Raw genomic sequence first — 14,708 nt, 5'->3', positions numbered from 1 at the left:
CAGGAAGGGCAGCGGCGGGGCCTGCCGCATGACCACCCAGCAGGTCAACTCGTCAGGAGCGGTCTCGAGCGCTTTGCGATACTCCCGCAGCACCTTTTCGGCATCGGCGAAGGGATGGACGACAAGTCCCGCCAGCACTTGCGGTCCAAACTCATGGAGACGGAACTCGAATGCCGTGACGACGCCGAAATTGCCGCCGCCGCCGCGCAGCGCCCAGAACAGGTCCGAATTTTCGGCCTGGCTGGCCCGGAGCAGTTTGCCGTCGGCGGTGACCACGTCGACGGAGGCAAGATTGTCGATGGTCAGGCCGAATTTGCGGGTGATCCAGCCGAAGCCGCCACCCAGTGTCAGGCCGGATATGCCGGTGGTCGAGTTGATGCCGGTCGGCACCACCAGCCCGAAGGCCTGCGTTTCCTTGTCGACATCGGCAAGCGTCGCGCCAGGCCCGACCCATGCCCGCCGCGCCGCGACATCGACCCGCACCGACTTCATCAACGACAGATCAATCATCAGGCCACCGTTGCAGACCGCACTTCCGGCAATGTTGTGGCCGCCGCCGCGCACGGAGACGAGAAGCCTGTTCTCCCTGGCGAAATTCACGGCACTGACGACATCGGAAGCGCCGACGCAGCACACGATCAGCCCGGGCCGTCGGTCGACCGTGGCATTCCAGACGGTTCGTGCTTCGTCGTAGGCGGCATCGCCTTGGCGCAGCACCGTGCCGCGCAATTGTGCTGAAAATGCTTCCAGGGCTGCGGCGTCGATTGTCGTTTTGCCGCGTTCAAGCGTGGTGAGGCTCATGGTGTTCATGGTTTCCTCCCGATTTACAGATGAGCTGTCCCTCTCCCAAAAAACATTTTTACTGTGCTCTTATATTAGTCATCACGCAAGTATCGCACGGACCTTGCACCCTCGGCCGCCAGGATGCCGATCATGCTGATGCAAATGTGAACGAAGCGGCGTGTCGCTACCCCACTTCTCAGGCCGGTTCGCGCTTCAGCGCCTGCGCCATGCAGTGGATGCCGCCGCCGGTCTTCGAAATCTCGCTCATGTCGACGGCCGCGACTTCGAAACCGCGGGCCTTGAGCTGGCCGATCAGCGACTGGCTGGAGGTCGGCGCGATCACCCGGTCCTTGCCCAGCGACATGAAGTTGCAGCCGAGCGCCATCGTGTCCTGGAACGGCACGTCGATGATCTCGTGGCCCTTGCCTTTCAGCCAGTCGACAATGCCGGGTTCGGTGCAGGCGAGGCAGACGGCGGTCAGTTTTTCGGCGATCGGCACCACCATCAGGTCGATATGGACGTAATATTCGTCGATGAAGGCGATGCGGGTTTCCCAACCCTCCTTGTCGAACCAGGCCTGCACCTGGCGCGCACCTTCTTCCTGCGTGCGGGCGCCGCCGCAGCCGATCAGCACGACGCCGTCCTCGATGACGTTGAAGTCGCCGCCCTCGAACGTGCCCGCGGTGACCATGTCGTAGATCGGGATGCCGAGCTTTTCGTAGGTGCGGATCGCGGCGTAGTTCTCGCCACGCCGCCACCAGTTGGCCATGGCGGTGATGAAGGCGCCGTAGGGCGTCATGACGCTGGAATCGCGGGAATAGACCTGCATCGGCAGCTCAGGCGTTGGCTCGTGCCAGTGGATGTTGACGCCGAAATGCTCGTAGGCGGCGACCAGGTCCTTGTGCTGTGCCTGTGCGATCTGGACGTTGCAGGGCGCCTCGCGCAGATGCTTGCGCGACAGCGAGCTGGTCGAGAGATGCCGCAGGAAATTGGGTGAACCGAGCAGGACGTCGGTCAGGACGTCGGTCTCGTTGGCGAAGCCCCAGGCGGTCAGCGGCTTGGTCCCGCCGGCGGGGTTCCGGCGCTGCAGCGAAAACGGCTCGGCGACAATGCGGTCGTGAACGGTCATGGGATGCTCCTCGTGAGGTGATTTGGGGGTGTCTGTTTGCTCGGTATCCACCAGTCGCGTCCACGCGGGGTGGTGACATATTCCGGCCAGCGAAACCCGATCGGCGGCTCGTAGTCGCAAAGGGGCGCGATCCAGTTCGAACCGCCGATGCCGCCGCCGGTGCGGGTAACGAACTCGTTCATCGCCGCTTCGCGGGCAGTCTGGTCTTCCAGCAGGCGGAGCGCCGCTAGCGCAATCGTCTTGGACGCGCAGATGACCATCGGGTCTATCGTGGCCGAAATACCGCCCAGCGCGTTCATCACCCAGGCCGGATAGGGATAGCCCGTCTCCGAACGCAGTGCCGGGCGGGCGACATAGAAGCGTGCCGTCGGCGTATGCCAGCTCATGTCGGTATAATCGTCGGAGGTCGAATTAACCTGCGAGGGCGGCAGGTCGCGGCGCAGGATCGCTTCCGCCGCCTGCGGCTCGATCAGGCGCTCGAGTTCTTCGATGAACGGCTCGTCGCTCGCCATGCGCCCGGCATTGACCTGTATTTCGCGCGCGACTGCCTTGGCGTCCTCGTCCCAGCGCGGCGGCCCGACGGTCGACAGCGCTTCATAGGCGATCTCGGCCATGGCATGGTTGGTAAGTCCCGGTCGTGACTTCGACACCCAATGCCGCTCGGTGCGGCAACCACTCATCGCTGCTGCCGCCTCGGCATTGCGGTCGAGCACCGCGGTGACCTGCTCGGCCATTGCAAGCGTCGGCACGCGGATCATGTACTGGATCTCGGCCAGCCCCGCCGGCAGATTGTCGGCGGTCGCCTGGCCGGCCGTCAGGATCGCCTCGCTGATCGACCAACCGCCCTGGTGCGGCAGCATGGAATCGCGCAGGGCCTTGGAGGCCATGTACATCATCATCAATGCGTCGTTGGCGCCGGGGGCGCGCGCCGCCGAATGTGCTTGCGGAATGGGTGCAGAACCGCCAGCCAGCGCCCAGCGCTCCGGTTGGTCGCAGATGAAGCGATAGATCATCGCGTAGGCCGCGCCGCAATGTGTGTCCCAGCGCGCCGTGTTGCAGAGCGGCAGCATGTAGAACGGATGAAAGGAGATCATGCCGGCAAGGCCGTCATAATAGCCCTTGGCGGCATGGATCGGCTTTGACCCGCGCACCTTTTCCGCCGGCTCGCCGGTGAAGCGCAGCGTGCCCGGTATGCCGTGGCGCTGCATCGCGGCCTTGGTCGCCAGCAGCCCGCCGAGGCTCGAAATGCCCAGCCCGGAATGCGGGTCGGTGTGGCCGCCGGCCTGGTTGCCAAGTCCCCGGCGCGGACGCTCGACGGTCGCGGCATCCTGGCAATTGCCCGGCACCGCGTCGTATTCGGCGTACATGCCGATGGTCGGGCCGGGGCCGTTGGTCCAATGCGCGCAGAAGGCGGTCGGCATGCCGCCGGAGCCTTCTTCGACGGAAAAGCCTTCGAGTTTCAGTCGCTCGACATACCAGGCGGCGGATTGATACTCCCGCCACGCGGTCTCGCCGAAATCGAAGATGATGCGTGTCCACGCGGACAGCAACGGTTGGATGCCGTCGAGACAGGCAAGGGCAGTTGCTTGCGCCAAGGTGGCCACCGGTTTCTCCATGGCATGAGAAGAAAGCAGTGAAGCGGTTCGCTAAAAAGTGATATGTTTTCCCGGTTCGTGCAAATTCGGTTCACCTGAGGCTCCTTGCGTATACCATCGACACAAGCGCTGCGCGCGCTCGACAGCTTCGCCCGCCATGGCAGCGTCTGGCGCGCCGCCGATGAGTTGCACCTCACCCGCAGCGCTGTTAGCCATCAGCTTCGCCTGCTGGAGCGCGACCTCGGCTTCGACCTGCTCGAACGCATCGGCAAGGGCGTGGCGCTGACGCCGCGCGGCCAGCGCTACGCCAGCGACGTGCGCAAGGCGCTCACCGTTCTGGGCGATGCGGTGACGCGTGACGCCGGCACCGGCGTCGGAGGCTCGTTCGCCGTCAGTTGCACGCCCGGCTTCGCCTCGCTGTTCTTGTGCACCCATATCGGCGAGTTCCGACAGATGTATCCTGACGTGGCGCTGCGCATCCTGACGCCGCGCCGGCTGGATGATGTCAGCAACGCCGATGCCGATGCCTTCATTGCGTTTGGTGTCGGCAATTGGCCGAACCGGGCGGTCGAGCCGCTCTGCGAAATCTCGTTCACGCCGCTCTGCAGCCCGACGCTGCTCAACAAGATCGGCGGTTTTTCCCGGCCGTCGGACGTGCTGCGCGCCAACCTGCTGCATCTCGGTGACACCGAGGATTGGGCGCGCTGGCTGGCGCTGTCCAAGGTGGAAAACCCGGACATCGAGGGCGGCATCTTCTTTTCGGACATGAACCTCGTCTTTTCGGCGGCGATTGCCGGCCAGGGCATCGCAATGGGCGACGAACTGACCAGCCGGCGGGCGCTGAGTGAGGGCCGGCTGGTCAGGCCGTTCGACATCGCGATCAAGTCGCCGCGCTCCTATTTCCTGGTCTCCGAACACGCCAAGGCTTCGCATCCGGTGCTGGAAGCGTTCGCAGGATGGCTGCGGTCGAAACTCCAGGAGAACCGCATTCTGCCGTATTGAGGGCAGGGCGGCGCCATCTCGCCATAGATGAATGGAATTTGCCGATCACGCGAAAACTATTCGGTTGCGGTGAGCCGGCACCCTGCCTACGATTTCGACAAGCGTTAGGGAAAGGGCAGTATGCAGCAACCCGGCCGTGCCGCAGAGATCAAGGCAATCGGGATCGGCAAGAGCTTCGGCTCGTTCCGTGCGCTGGACAATCTGTCGCTCGATATCGGCCGTGGCGAGTTCCTGACCCTGCTCGGGCCGTCCGGTTCGGGCAAGACCACCTTCCTGATGATTCTTGCCGGCTTCGTGCAGCCGACCGAAGGCAAGCTGTTCAGCGACGGCGTCGACATCACCGACCGGCCGGCTGAGCAACGTGCCGCCGGCATGGTGTTCCAGGGCTACGCGCTGTTCCCGCATATGAGCGTCGAAGCCAACATCGCCTTCCCACTCAAGGTGCGCAAGAAATCGGCCGCCGACATCAAGCGCCGTGTCGGCGAGATGATCGAGCGCGTCGGCCTCAAGGGCCACGAGAAAAAACTGCCGGCGCAGCTGTCGGGCGGCCAGCAGCAGCGTGTGGCGCTGGCCCGTGCGCTGGTGTTCGAACCGGGCGTGCTGTTGCTCGATGAGCCGTTCTCGGCGCTCGACAAAGGCCTGCGTGGCCAGATGCAGGCCGAAATGAAGCGGCTGCACCAGGAGACCGGCACCACCTTCGTCTTCGTCACCCATGATCAGAGCGAGGCGCTGGCGCTGTCGTCTCGCGTTGCTATCTTTAACCACGGCAAACTGCTGCAGGTCGGAGCGCCCGACGAGGTCTACGACCGGCCGGACAACCGCTTCGTCGCCGAGTTCCTCGGCGAGATCAACATGCTGCCGCTGAAGGGTGTCAAGCCCGCCGGCAACGGCTCGACGGGCCTGTGCGAGGACCGCACGATCAGCATGGGCTGCAAGGCCGAGCTGGTACGTGGCGATGCAATCCTGGCGATTCGACCGGAATACATGTCGATATCGGGCGAGGCGGCAGATGGTGAGAATGGCATCGCCGCTACCGCCACCAACTCCACCTATCTGGGTGCTGCAACGCGGCTCGACCTGACGACGCGGCAAGGCGCCAAGGTCACGGTCTCGGTGCCGAACGAGGTGGCGGCCGCGGCCTTGAGCAAGGGCAATTCCGTCTGGCTCACCTGGCCGGCGGAAAAGGGTTTCCTCCTTCCGCATGGAGGGCAATGACGAGCGGTGTGGCGAGATATCGCACCACCGCTTTCCGGCACTATCAACAACAAAAAAGGGGAACTGACATGACACATGACACAAAAAAACAAGCCATCGAGAGCCTGTCCACCAGGGCAGAGCGCGGCGAGATTTCGCGCCGGCAGTTCACACAGCTGGCGGCACTCGTGCTCGCCGGCACACCGATGCTGCTACGCTCGACAGGTGCCTTTGCGCAGGCCAAGGAACTGGTGCTGGTCAACTGGGGTGGCGATGCCATCACCGCCTATGATGCCGCCTATGGCCAGGCCTTCACCAAGGACACCGGAATCACCGTCAAGATGGACGGTTCGGGTCCGACCGAAGGTGCCATCGCCGCGCAGTTCAAAAGCGGCGCGCCGACCTGGGATCTCGTCGACGTAGACCCGTTCTCGGCCATCACGCTTGGCGCCCAAGGCGCTCTCGAACCGATCGACTATGCGATCGTCGACAAGAAGAAGATGCGGCCCGGCTTTGGTTGGGAATACGCCGCCTCGACCTATTTCTTCTCCTATGTCATCGCCTATGATTCCGAGAAGTACGGCAAGGACGCGCCGACCGGCATGGCCGATTTCTTTGACGTGAAGAAATTCCCCGGCAAGCGCTCGCTCTACAAATGGGGCGTGTCGAGCTGGGAAGCAGCACTTCTGGCCGACGGCATCGCGCCGGCGTCACTCTACCCGCTCGATCTCAAGCGCGCGCATGACAAGATCGCCGCCTTCAAGGAAAATGTCGTTGCCTATTGGGGCGGCGGCGCCGAAAGCCAGAGCGTGCTGCTCAATGGCGAGGCCTCGATGGCGATCGTCTGGTCGACCCGCGCTTCACTGATCGAGCAGGATTCCGGCGGCAAGATCAAGTTCATCTGGGACCAGGGCCTGATCTCGCCCGGTGCGCTGGCCGTGCTCAAGAACAACCCCGGCGGCAAGGACGCGGCGATGAAGTTCATCGCCAGTGCCCAGGACCCTGAAAAGCAGCTGGTCATGTTCGACAAGCTCGGCCAAGGTCCTGCAAACCCGGCGGCAGACGCGCTGATCCCGGCCGACAAGAAGCGCGTCAACCCGGTCGATCCCGAGAACATGAAGAAGCAGATCGCGCTCGACATGGACTGGTACGCCAAGAATTACGGGCCGGCGCTCGACGAATACACCAAGATCATCTCGGCCTGATCAGGGCAGGGGTAATCGGGTCGACATGAGATCCTATCTCTCCGACAGGATGGGCGCGGCGCTGTTGATGGCGCCGCTGCTCCTGTTTCTCGTCCTGGCCTATGCCTGGCCGTTCCTCGGCGTCGTCAAATGGAGCTTCACGCTGCCGACGCCCGGCCTCGGCCAGTATGAGGCGCTGCTCACCGACGATCTCGTGCAGTCGGTGTTCATCCGCACGCTGCGCATCGCGGCGGTCGTCACCGTGGTTTCGGTGGCCGCTGCCTACGCCATCACCGTCGTCTGGGTGCGTGGAACCCCGGCACAGCGCCTGGTCGCCGAGTTCTGCATTCTCGTTCCCTTCTGGATTTCCGTGCTGACCCGTGCCTTCGGCTGGGTGGCGCTGCTCTCCAACCGCGGCCTGATCAACACCTGGCTGCAGGCGATCGGCTTCATTTCCGAACCGCTGGCGTTGGTGCGCAACGAATTCGGCGTCATCGTCGGTATGACGCATTTCCTCATTCCTTTCGCCGTCTTCCCGCTGGCATCGGCCATGCGCAGCCTCGACGACCGCGTGCTCCTGGCCGCGCGCGGGCTCGGCTCCAGCCGCATGCGCACCTTCTGGACGGTGTTCGTGCCGATGACGCGCTCCGGCATCATCGGCGCGGCGATGATCGTGTTCGTCTTCTCGCTCGGCTTCTTCGTCACGCCGGCGATCCTCGGCGGCGGCCGCAGCGTCATGATTGCCGAGCTGATCTATCTCCGGATCTTTCAGAGCCCGGATTGGGGGCTGGGGGCGGCGATCAGCGTCGTGCTGGTGCTGTTCGTCGGTGCGCTAATGGCGCTCTTGTTCCGTTATGTCAGACCGAAGCAGTTGATCTGATGCCGACCTATCGCCCCGGTCCCGTCTCGCTGATCATCGCCGCCTTCGTGGCGCTGTTCCTGCTGCTGCCTCTGCTCGCGGTCATCCCGGTGTCGCTGACGCCGAGCCGCATGCTGGCGATGCCGTCGGGCGAACTGTCGCTGCGCCACTACCGGGCGCTGGTCGAGGACCCGCGCTGGCTCCAATCGATCCTGCTCTCGATCCGCATCGGTGTCGTCAGCAGCGCGTTTTCAACCGTGCTCGCGCTGTGCTTCAGCCTCGGCGTCTGGATGTTCCAGCCGCGCTTCACCGCGGCCCTGGTCGGCTTCGTGCTGCTGCCGATGGTGGTGCCGCCGGTGGTCTCGGCGATCACGCTCTACTTCCTTTTGACCTCGATCTCGAGCTTCAGCACGTTCTTCGGCTATGACACCTGGCTCGGCGTCGCCATGGCCCATTCGGTGATGACGGTGCCCTTCGCCACGGTGCTGATGCTGGTCTCGCTCAGCCAGCTCGATCGCCGCATTGACCTCGCCGCGCGCGGTCTTGGCGCCACGGTCTGGGAACGCGCCACCCGCATCATCATGCCCAACATCAAATTCGGCATCGTCACCGCCGCACTGCTCTCCTTCGTGCTGTCCTGGGAAGAAATCGGCGTCACTTTGTTCATTACCTCGGTCAACGCCATCACGCTGCCCAGACTTATGTGGATGGGCCTGCGCGACAACATCGATCCGGCGATTGCTGCGCTTTCGGTGATCCTGATCATCATCACCGTGCTGGTGCTGGCGGTGCGCAGTTTCGTGGCCAGGCAGCGCGGAGCCTAGACAAACCGCACGGAGATGCTGCCGAACCTGCCCAAATCGCCAATGACTTCGTCACCGGCCTCGACGTCTATCGGCGTCACGCAGGTGCCTGTAATCACCACCTGTCCCGGCTGCAGTGTTATGCCCAGCCCCGATAGTTCATTGACGATCCAGGTAAGCGCGATGCGAGGATCGCCCAACACGGCCGCTCCCGATCCGTCATGTTGCGACTTTCCGGAAACGAAAGCGACCACCGGGTGTTTTGCGAGATTCACGTCGCGCCAATCGTTTTCCACGGCCTCGCCGATGACAAACAGATTGGCGCAGGCGTTGTCCGCTATGAGCTGCGGCGCCCCAACGGCGCAGAAATCGTCATACCGTGAGTCGGGGATTTCGATCGCCGGGTGCAAGGTCGCCACGGCTTCCATCACCTCGGCGATTTCATAGGGTGCCGGACGAGGCGGCAGCTCGCGGCCGAAGCGGAAAGCGAACTCGATCTCGGCCACGCGCATGTTGCTCGTCGCCAGGGAAACGATCCCGCCGACCTCCACCGCTTTCTCGGCCAGGAGACGTCCGGCCATCGGGCCGTCGACGTTGATGTGCCTTTGTCCGGCGAGACTGGTCGCGGCAATCTTCCAGCCGAAAAGTGGGGCCACCGAGCGATCCATGACATGCGACTGGATGGCGTAACCTTCGAGCCGTGTTTGTGGGCGCAACGCCTCAGGTATGGCGTCGAGACGGGTGCCCTTGTCCCAGTGGCCTACCAACAACCGCGACGCAGCCCTGGTCTTTTCTGCATCGAGCATCATCAGCTTCCGAAATTGCTTCGTGGATCGTCATGCGACGCTGCATGGAGCGAGAATATGTGACCAGGAATCGAGAGTCCATGTTCACGGCGCGGCTCCCGCGGACGATGGTGTAGGCAAAGTCGCCCTTTCCAGATCATCGGCATCCATCATTCCGATGACGAATCGCCATCGCCTCCGCGCGTCGAATGGCTATATCTGTCAAAACATGCAGAACGCGGACAGCTTCCGAAAAGCAATAATCGGCAGCGCAAGAACTGGAGGAAAGACGATGACCGCGCCAGGCGATTTACAGCAGGCACTGTTTCTCAGACTGAAAAGCGATCCATCGCTGTCGGCGCTGCTCGGTGGCGCCGGATTGCTCGAACGGCCAGCCGACAATGCCGCTTTTCCGTACGTGACCTGCGGCCATACCTCCGCTTTTGACTGGGATACGGGCATCGAGAACACCGATGATCAGTTGATTACGCTGCATGTCTGGTCGAAAGCCCATGGCGACGCCGAAACGCTAGCCATCATGGCCGCCATCCAGGCGCGCCTTGCCGACGCAGCATTGGTGATCGGCCCTCGCGGCCAGACACGACTGACGCTGGAGTTTGCCGAAGCGCGCCATGACGAGGATCTGCTCGTGCATCACGGGCTGCTGCGTTTTCGTGCGATGACGCAGGAAAATGCCTGATGCGCTTTCAATATGGCCAAAACGGAGTCTAGACTGGACTTTCGCGGGATTTCACCTGTTCGAGGCGGTGAAATTCCAGGTTGACTGTCTCGCGTTGCAGGGGTGTGGCGAGGATGTTTTCAGCGGCGTTCACCGTTCATTTCACGTTCAGCACCGATGCGTTACAACGCCGGTCATGAAAACGCTTCGCTCCCACTTCCGAACCGCGACACTGGCGCTTTGTGCTGCCGGGCTGTTCGCGTCGCAGGCGATGGCGATGCCGGTCATCGCGCCGCCCGACCTGGCCAGTCCGATCGTACTGGCGGCGTCCGATTGCTACGCCATCGGCCAACAGGTGGCGGAGCAGAATGGCGGAACGTTGGCCAAGGCCTCGCAATCGACGCGCGGCGGTCAGCCTGTCTGTGTCATCGTCGTGCTCGTTCCGGGCAAGGACGGACAACGTCCGCGCCGTTCCGAAATCGTCGTTCCGCTGAACTGATCCAATCAACCTTAGGCTACGTTTCCCAGGCCGCCGGAATCGGCCTATATCTGCCCCAGTCTTCAATCTGACAAAGCTCTTCAATCTGACGAGCTCTTCAACAGGTATCGAACTCCGCATGCGTGTACTCGTCGTCGAAGATGACAAGGATCTCAATCGGCAGATATCGGATGCGCTGGTCGATGCCGGCTATGTCGTCGACCGCGCCTTCGACGGCGAGGAAGGCCATTTCCTCGGCGACACCGAGCCCTACGACGCCGTCGTGCTCGATATCGGCCTGCCGCAGATGGACGGCATCAGCGTGGTCGAGCGCTGGCGGCGCGGCGGCCGCAAGATGCCGGTGCTGATCCTGACGGCCCGCGACCGCTGGAGCGACAAGGTCTCCGGCATCGATGCCGGCGCCGATGACTACGTCACCAAGCCGTTCCACATCGAGGAGGTGCTGGCGAGGCTGCGGGCCCTGATCCGGCGGGCTGCCGGCCATGCCTCGTCCGAACTGACCTGCGGACCGCTGCGCCTCGACACCAAGGCCTCCAAGGCCGATGTCGGCGGTGTACCGCTTAAGCTGACGTCGCACGAATTCCGCCTGCTTGCCTATCTGATGCACCATATGGGCGAGGTCGTCTCGCGGACCGAACTGGTCGAGCATCTCTACGATCAGGATTTCGACCGCGATTCCAACACCATCGAGGTGTTTGTCGGGCGGCTGCGCAAGAAGATGGGCATCGACATGATCGAAACCGTGCGCGGCATGGGCTACCGCATGCGTGAGCCGGAGGCGTAACTCGGAACCGCTCAAACCAACCGCAAGGACGCCGCTTTCGCTGCGTTTGTGGCCGCGTTCGCTGACGTTCCGCGTCATCGCCTTTTCCACGGTCTGGGCGATCGTGACGCTCGTTGTCATCTTCACCTTGATCACCACCCTATACCGCCAGGCCAGCGAGCGCGGCTTCGACAGCCTGCTTTCGGCGCATCTGTTCAACCTGATCGGTTCGATCGGCATCTCCGACACGGGTGCGCTGACTGGCGCGCCAGACCTCGGCGACCTTCGGTTCTCGGAGCCGAATTCGGGCTGGTACTGGTCGGTTGAGCCCGCTTCGGAAGGCGTGCATGGCGATCTCCACTCGTCGTCGATGACAACGACGATCCCGTCACCGAGCGTTGCCGAGGTGCCTTTCAACGCCAGCTTCCAGCGCAGCTACGCGGCCAAAGGCATCGACGGCGAGCAACTCGAAGTGTTCGAGAGCGAATTCGTTCTCGACGCCAAGAACCGGGCCGCGCGTTTCCGCGTCATGGGCAACCAGAGCGAACTCGAACAGGAAATCGCTACCTTCCAGCGCCGCCTGCTGACCTATCTCAGCCTGTTCGGCGTCGGCATGATCGCCATCAACGCGATCGCCATCCTGCTCGGCCTGCAGCCGCTGCGCCGGGTCAGGAACGCGCTCGCCATGGTGCGCGAAGGCACCGCCCAGAGGCTCGACGGCCGCTTCCCGGCCGAGATCGAACCGCTTGCCAACGAAACCAACGCGTTGATCGAAAACAACAGGCGCATCGTCGAGCGGTCGCGAACGCAGGTCGGCAATCTCGCCCATTCGCTGAAGACGCCGCTGGCGGTACTGCTCAACGAGGGCCGCGCGCTCGGCGGCGCCAAGGGGCAGCTGATCGCCGAGCAGGCCGCTTCCATGCAGAAGCAGGTCGAACACTATCTCCAGCGCGCCCGCGTCGCGGCACAACGCGATAGCGTCGTCTACCGCACGCCGGTGATGCCGCTGGTGCAGCGCATGGTGCGGGTCCTGCGGAAGCTCAATCCGCAGACAAACCTGTCGCTGTCGCTGCCGGCGGCCGAGATCGTCTTCGCCGGCGAGCGCGAGGACCTTGAGGAATTGCTGGGCAATCTTCTCGAAAACGCGATGAAATGGGCAAAGAGTTCGGTGTTGGTCTCGGTCGTGCCCTTGACCGGCAAGGACGATCCGGCCAGCCTGTTCGAGATCAGCATCGAGGATGACGGCCCGGGCATTCCCGAGGACAAGGCGCGCGAGGCGCTGAAGCGCGGACGGCGTCTGGACGAGACGAAGCCGGGAACAGGTCTGGGGCTGGCCATTGTCGCAGACCTCGTCAACGAGTATGGAGGCGTTCTGGCGCTCGAACGGTCCGGCATGGGCGGATTGAAGGCGGTGGTGCGATTGCGGAGCCTTCAGTGATGTTCACCAGAGCCAATCGACATAGAGGGACGGGAGATGTTATTGGCGGCATGTCCATTGGTCCCGCAGCGGCCAGCGGCCAAATTTCCGACAAATATCAATACTATGGCCACGCCGACTTCTCGATGACGCGGCCCCCGGCGCATCCATGGCAGGCTCCAACTCAAGAAAACCGGTTGTTGGCATGAAGATTCGCGTCGCTCTTGTTTCCGCATTGCTGGCTGTTTCCGGCTGCACCACCTTGAGCGGCAAGGGTCCAACCGTGGCAGCGACACCGGCCTCGACACCTCCTTCCAGCGGCAAGGTGACCACCACGATCATTTCGGCGATGGGCGGCGGCCTCGTCAGCGGGGCGATCGGCAACGGCCTCAGCGAGACCGAGAAGCGCAGCGCGCTCGAGGCTGAGTACAAAGCGCTGGAATATACGACCAGCGGCCAGAAGGTGACGTGGAAGGGCGCCCAGGCTTCGCGCTACGGCGAGGTGGTACCGGCCCAGCCCTACCGCGTCGGTTCGCAGGACTGCCGCCAGTACACGCAGACGGTGTTTTCCGGCGGCGCCGGAGTCACGGCGCGCGGAACCGCTTGCCGCAACGCCGATGGCAGCTGGACGCCGCTGACCTGACGACCGTCTGCCGATGATTGGCGGCTGGCGTCGTCAAAGCGTCGCAGCATGCATCTGTTGGCACGGCAGAACTCTGCCGTTATTGGAAGAACCATGCTGTTCTGGGTCATAGCCGCCATTCTCACGCTGGGTGCAAGCCTGGCGGTGCTGCTGCCGCTGGCCGCCAGCGCCAAGGGCGCGTCGTCGAGCGGCGAACATGATCTCGAAGTCTATCGCGACCAATTGTCCGAACTCGACCGCGACGCCGCGCGTGGCTTGATCCAACCGGCCGAAGCCGCCGAGGCCCGCGCCGAGATCGCTCGCCGCATCCTTCGCCTTGACAATGCGGGTACCGCCAGCGGCGCAACCGCGGGCCGAGCGTCGGTCACGGCAAGGCTGGTGGCAACCGTAGCCGTGCTGGCGGTGCCGCTGGTCAGTTGGGGACTCTATGTCAAGCTTGGCTCTCCCGACCTGCCCTCGCAGCCGCTCAGCGAGCGGTTGGCCAAGAATCCAGCTGACAGTTCGGTCGACGAACTGGTGGCGCGGGCCGAAGCCCATCTGGCCGCCAATCCTGCCGACGGCAGGGGCTGGGACGTGCTCGCACCGGTCTATCTGCGCATGCAGCGCTTTTCCGACGCGGCTGGAGCCTATCGCAACGCCATTCGGCTCGATGGCGACAGCGCCGTTCGCCAAGCCGGTCTCGGCGAGGCGATCGCCAGCGCGGCAGGCGGCATTGTCTCGGCCGATGCCCAGGATGCTTTCGAGGCAGCCCTGAAGCTCGATCCGGCCAATGCGAAGGCCAGTTTCTACCTGGCCATGGCGTTGGCGCAGGAGGGTCGCGCCAAGGAAGCAACCACGGCATGGCAGGCGATGCTGGTCAGATTGCCGCCGGACTCGCCATGGCGCGGTGCCGTCGAGCAGGCGCTCGCCAAATCCGGAGGCTCCGACGTCGCTTCCGGCGCCACCAACGGTCCCGATGCCGGCGATGTCGACGCCGCATCCTCGATGTCGCCGCAGGATCGGGAGACCATGATCAACACCATGGTTGCCGGCCTCGACGACAAACTGCGACAAAATCCGCGTGACCCGGAAGGATGGATGCGGCTCGTTCGTTCCTATGTCGTGCTTGGCAAGGCCGATCAGGCGCGTGAGGCGCTCGGTCGCGCCATTGCCGTCTTTGGAGCCGACAGTGACCAGGCGAAGAAATTCACCGCCTTTGCCGCTTCGCTTGGGCTTGCCGCGACGGAGTAGAACAAGACATGACGCGCAAGCAGAAACGATTGTCGGTGATCGCGGGCGGGCTGGTCTTCTTGGGTGCCGCGACCGGGCTGACTTTTTACGCGCTTGGCCAGAAGGCCTCCTATTTCTACATGCCGGCCGATCTCACCACCGCC

At 63.5% G+C, this 14,708-nt stretch carries 16 protein-coding genes; 12 read left to right on the top strand and 4 right to left on the bottom strand.

The annotated features are described in order from the left end of the window. The 3 genes from EN943_RS26460 to EN943_RS26450 form a co-directional block, all read right to left on the bottom strand. On the bottom strand, positions 1-810 hold an 810-nt coding region (locus EN943_RS26460; protein ID WP_164778379.1), incomplete at its 3' end, for an FAD-binding oxidoreductase. Positions 811-979: 169 nt separating this feature from the next. Further along, a complete protein-coding gene (locus EN943_RS26455) occupies positions 980-1,912 on the bottom strand; it encodes a dimethylarginine dimethylaminohydrolase family protein (RefSeq protein ID WP_013532649.1) in 933 nt (310 codons plus the stop codon). Then, entirely contained in the window at positions 1,909-3,528 is a 1,620-nt protein-coding gene (locus EN943_RS26450) for an amidohydrolase (RefSeq protein ID WP_164778378.1), read from the bottom strand. The genes EN943_RS26455 and EN943_RS26450 overlap by 4 nt, the downstream gene beginning before the upstream one ends. Positions 3,529-3,612: 84 nt before the next feature. Here EN943_RS26450 and EN943_RS26445 point away from each other — a divergent pair, with 84 nt between their 5' ends. The 5 genes from EN943_RS26445 to EN943_RS26425 all read left to right on the top strand — a co-directional run bounded on the left by EN943_RS26445 (position 3,613) and on the right by EN943_RS26425 (position 8,570). Next, the gene (locus EN943_RS26445; protein WP_127415238.1) at positions 3,613-4,509 is read left to right on the top strand and encodes a LysR substrate-binding domain-containing protein; all 897 of its coding nucleotides are present in this window, start codon (positions 3,613-3,615) and stop codon (positions 4,507-4,509) included. 120 nt (positions 4,510-4,629) lie between these two features. Beyond that, positions 4,630-5,724 carry an ABC transporter ATP-binding protein gene (locus EN943_RS26440; RefSeq protein WP_127415237.1) on the top strand — a complete coding sequence of 365 codons (1,095 nt, stop codon included), beginning with the start codon at positions 4,630-4,632 and terminating at the stop codon, positions 5,722-5,724. Positions 5,725-5,792: 68 nt separating this feature from the next. Beyond that, complete coding sequence (locus EN943_RS26435) at positions 5,793-6,908, top strand: ABC transporter substrate-binding protein (protein WP_127415236.1); 1,116 nt, start codon at positions 5,793-5,795, stop codon at positions 6,906-6,908. Positions 6,909-6,933: 25 nt separating this feature from the next. Continuing rightward, complete coding sequence (locus EN943_RS26430; protein WP_127415235.1) at positions 6,934-7,767, top strand: ABC transporter permease; 834 nt, start codon at positions 6,934-6,936, stop codon at positions 7,765-7,767. After that, entirely contained in the window at positions 7,767-8,570 is an 804-nt protein-coding gene (locus tag EN943_RS26425; RefSeq protein WP_127415234.1) for an ABC transporter permease, read from the top strand. The genes EN943_RS26430 and EN943_RS26425 overlap by 1 nt, the downstream gene beginning before the upstream one ends. On the opposite strand, the gene EN943_RS26420 is transcribed toward EN943_RS26425, so the two are convergent. Further along, a complete protein-coding gene (locus tag EN943_RS26420; RefSeq protein WP_127415233.1) occupies positions 8,567-9,355 on the bottom strand; it encodes a fumarylacetoacetate hydrolase family protein in 789 nt (262 codons plus the stop codon). The two genes, EN943_RS26425 and EN943_RS26420, sit on opposite strands and share 4 nt — an antisense overlap. A 22-nt stretch (positions 9,356-9,377) precedes the next feature. Between EN943_RS26420 and EN943_RS38480 the strand changes: the two genes are divergently transcribed. The 7 genes from EN943_RS38480 to EN943_RS26385 form a co-directional block, all read left to right on the top strand. After that, positions 9,378-10,034, top strand: a complete 657-nt coding sequence (locus EN943_RS38480; protein ID WP_245475977.1) for a DUF3168 domain-containing protein — start codon at positions 9,378-9,380, stop codon at positions 10,032-10,034. Between the two features lie 175 nt (positions 10,035-10,209). Beyond that, a complete protein-coding gene (locus EN943_RS26410; RefSeq protein ID WP_013532640.1) occupies positions 10,210-10,512 on the top strand; it encodes a hypothetical protein in 303 nt (100 codons plus the stop codon). Between the two features lie 118 nt (positions 10,513-10,630). After that, positions 10,631-11,296 (top strand): response regulator transcription factor, encoded by a 666-nt coding sequence (locus EN943_RS26405; protein ID WP_013532639.1) that lies wholly within the window; start codon positions 10,631-10,633, stop codon positions 11,294-11,296. After that, the gene (locus EN943_RS26400) at positions 11,280-12,713 is read left to right on the top strand and encodes an ATP-binding protein (protein ID WP_127415232.1); all 1,434 of its coding nucleotides are present in this window, start codon (positions 11,280-11,282) and stop codon (positions 12,711-12,713) included. The genes EN943_RS26405 and EN943_RS26400 overlap by 17 nt, the downstream gene beginning before the upstream one ends. A 184-nt stretch (positions 12,714-12,897) precedes the next feature. Further along, entirely contained in the window at positions 12,898-13,335 is a 438-nt protein-coding gene (locus EN943_RS26395) for a hypothetical protein (protein ID WP_127415231.1), read from the top strand. Between the two features lie 93 nt (positions 13,336-13,428). After that, positions 13,429-14,565 (top strand): c-type cytochrome biogenesis protein CcmI, encoded by a 1,137-nt coding sequence (gene ccmI / locus EN943_RS26390; protein ID WP_127415230.1) that lies wholly within the window; start codon positions 13,429-13,431, stop codon positions 14,563-14,565. 8 nt (positions 14,566-14,573) lie between these two features. Further along, positions 14,574-14,708: cytochrome c maturation protein CcmE (locus tag EN943_RS26385; protein ID WP_206522808.1), on the top strand; the 135-nt coding region annotated here is incomplete at its 3' end.

Origin of the sequence: Mesorhizobium sp. M7A.F.Ca.US.006.01.1.1, from assembly GCF_003997935.1 — a bacterium.
Lineage (GTDB): Bacteria > Pseudomonadota > Alphaproteobacteria > Rhizobiales > Rhizobiaceae > Mesorhizobium.
Note: the sequence above shows the minus strand (reverse complement) of the source record. Positions and strands in the feature narration are given on the sequence as shown.

Excerpts from the sequence above, each read along its gene's own strand:
- EN943_RS26455 (WP_013532649.1), bottom strand. The coding sequence starts at position 1,912 with ATGACCGTTCACGACCGCATTGTCGCCGAGCCGTTTTCGCTGCAGCGC.
- EN943_RS26450 (WP_164778378.1), bottom strand. The coding sequence starts at position 3,528 with ATGGAGAAACCGGTGGCCACCTTGGCGCAAGCAACTGCCCTTGCCTGT.
- EN943_RS26440 (WP_127415237.1), top strand. The coding sequence starts at position 4,630 with ATGCAGCAACCCGGCCGTGCCGCAGAGATCAAGGCAATCGGGATCGGC.
- EN943_RS26435 (WP_127415236.1), top strand. The coding sequence starts at position 5,793 with ATGACACATGACACAAAAAAACAAGCCATCGAGAGCCTGTCCACCAGG.
- EN943_RS26430 (WP_127415235.1), top strand. The coding sequence starts at position 6,934 with ATGAGATCCTATCTCTCCGACAGGATGGGCGCGGCGCTGTTGATGGCG.
- EN943_RS26425 (WP_127415234.1), top strand. The coding sequence starts at position 7,767 with ATGCCGACCTATCGCCCCGGTCCCGTCTCGCTGATCATCGCCGCCTTC.
- EN943_RS26420 (WP_127415233.1), bottom strand. The coding sequence starts at position 9,355 with ATGCTCGATGCAGAAAAGACCAGGGCTGCGTCGCGGTTGTTGGTAGGC.
- EN943_RS26410 (WP_013532640.1), top strand. The coding sequence starts at position 10,210 with ATGAAAACGCTTCGCTCCCACTTCCGAACCGCGACACTGGCGCTTTGT.
- EN943_RS26405 (WP_013532639.1), top strand. The coding sequence starts at position 10,631 with ATGCGTGTACTCGTCGTCGAAGATGACAAGGATCTCAATCGGCAGATA.
- EN943_RS26395 (WP_127415231.1), top strand. The coding sequence starts at position 12,898 with ATGAAGATTCGCGTCGCTCTTGTTTCCGCATTGCTGGCTGTTTCCGGC.
- ccmI (WP_127415230.1), top strand. The coding sequence starts at position 13,429 with ATGCTGTTCTGGGTCATAGCCGCCATTCTCACGCTGGGTGCAAGCCTG.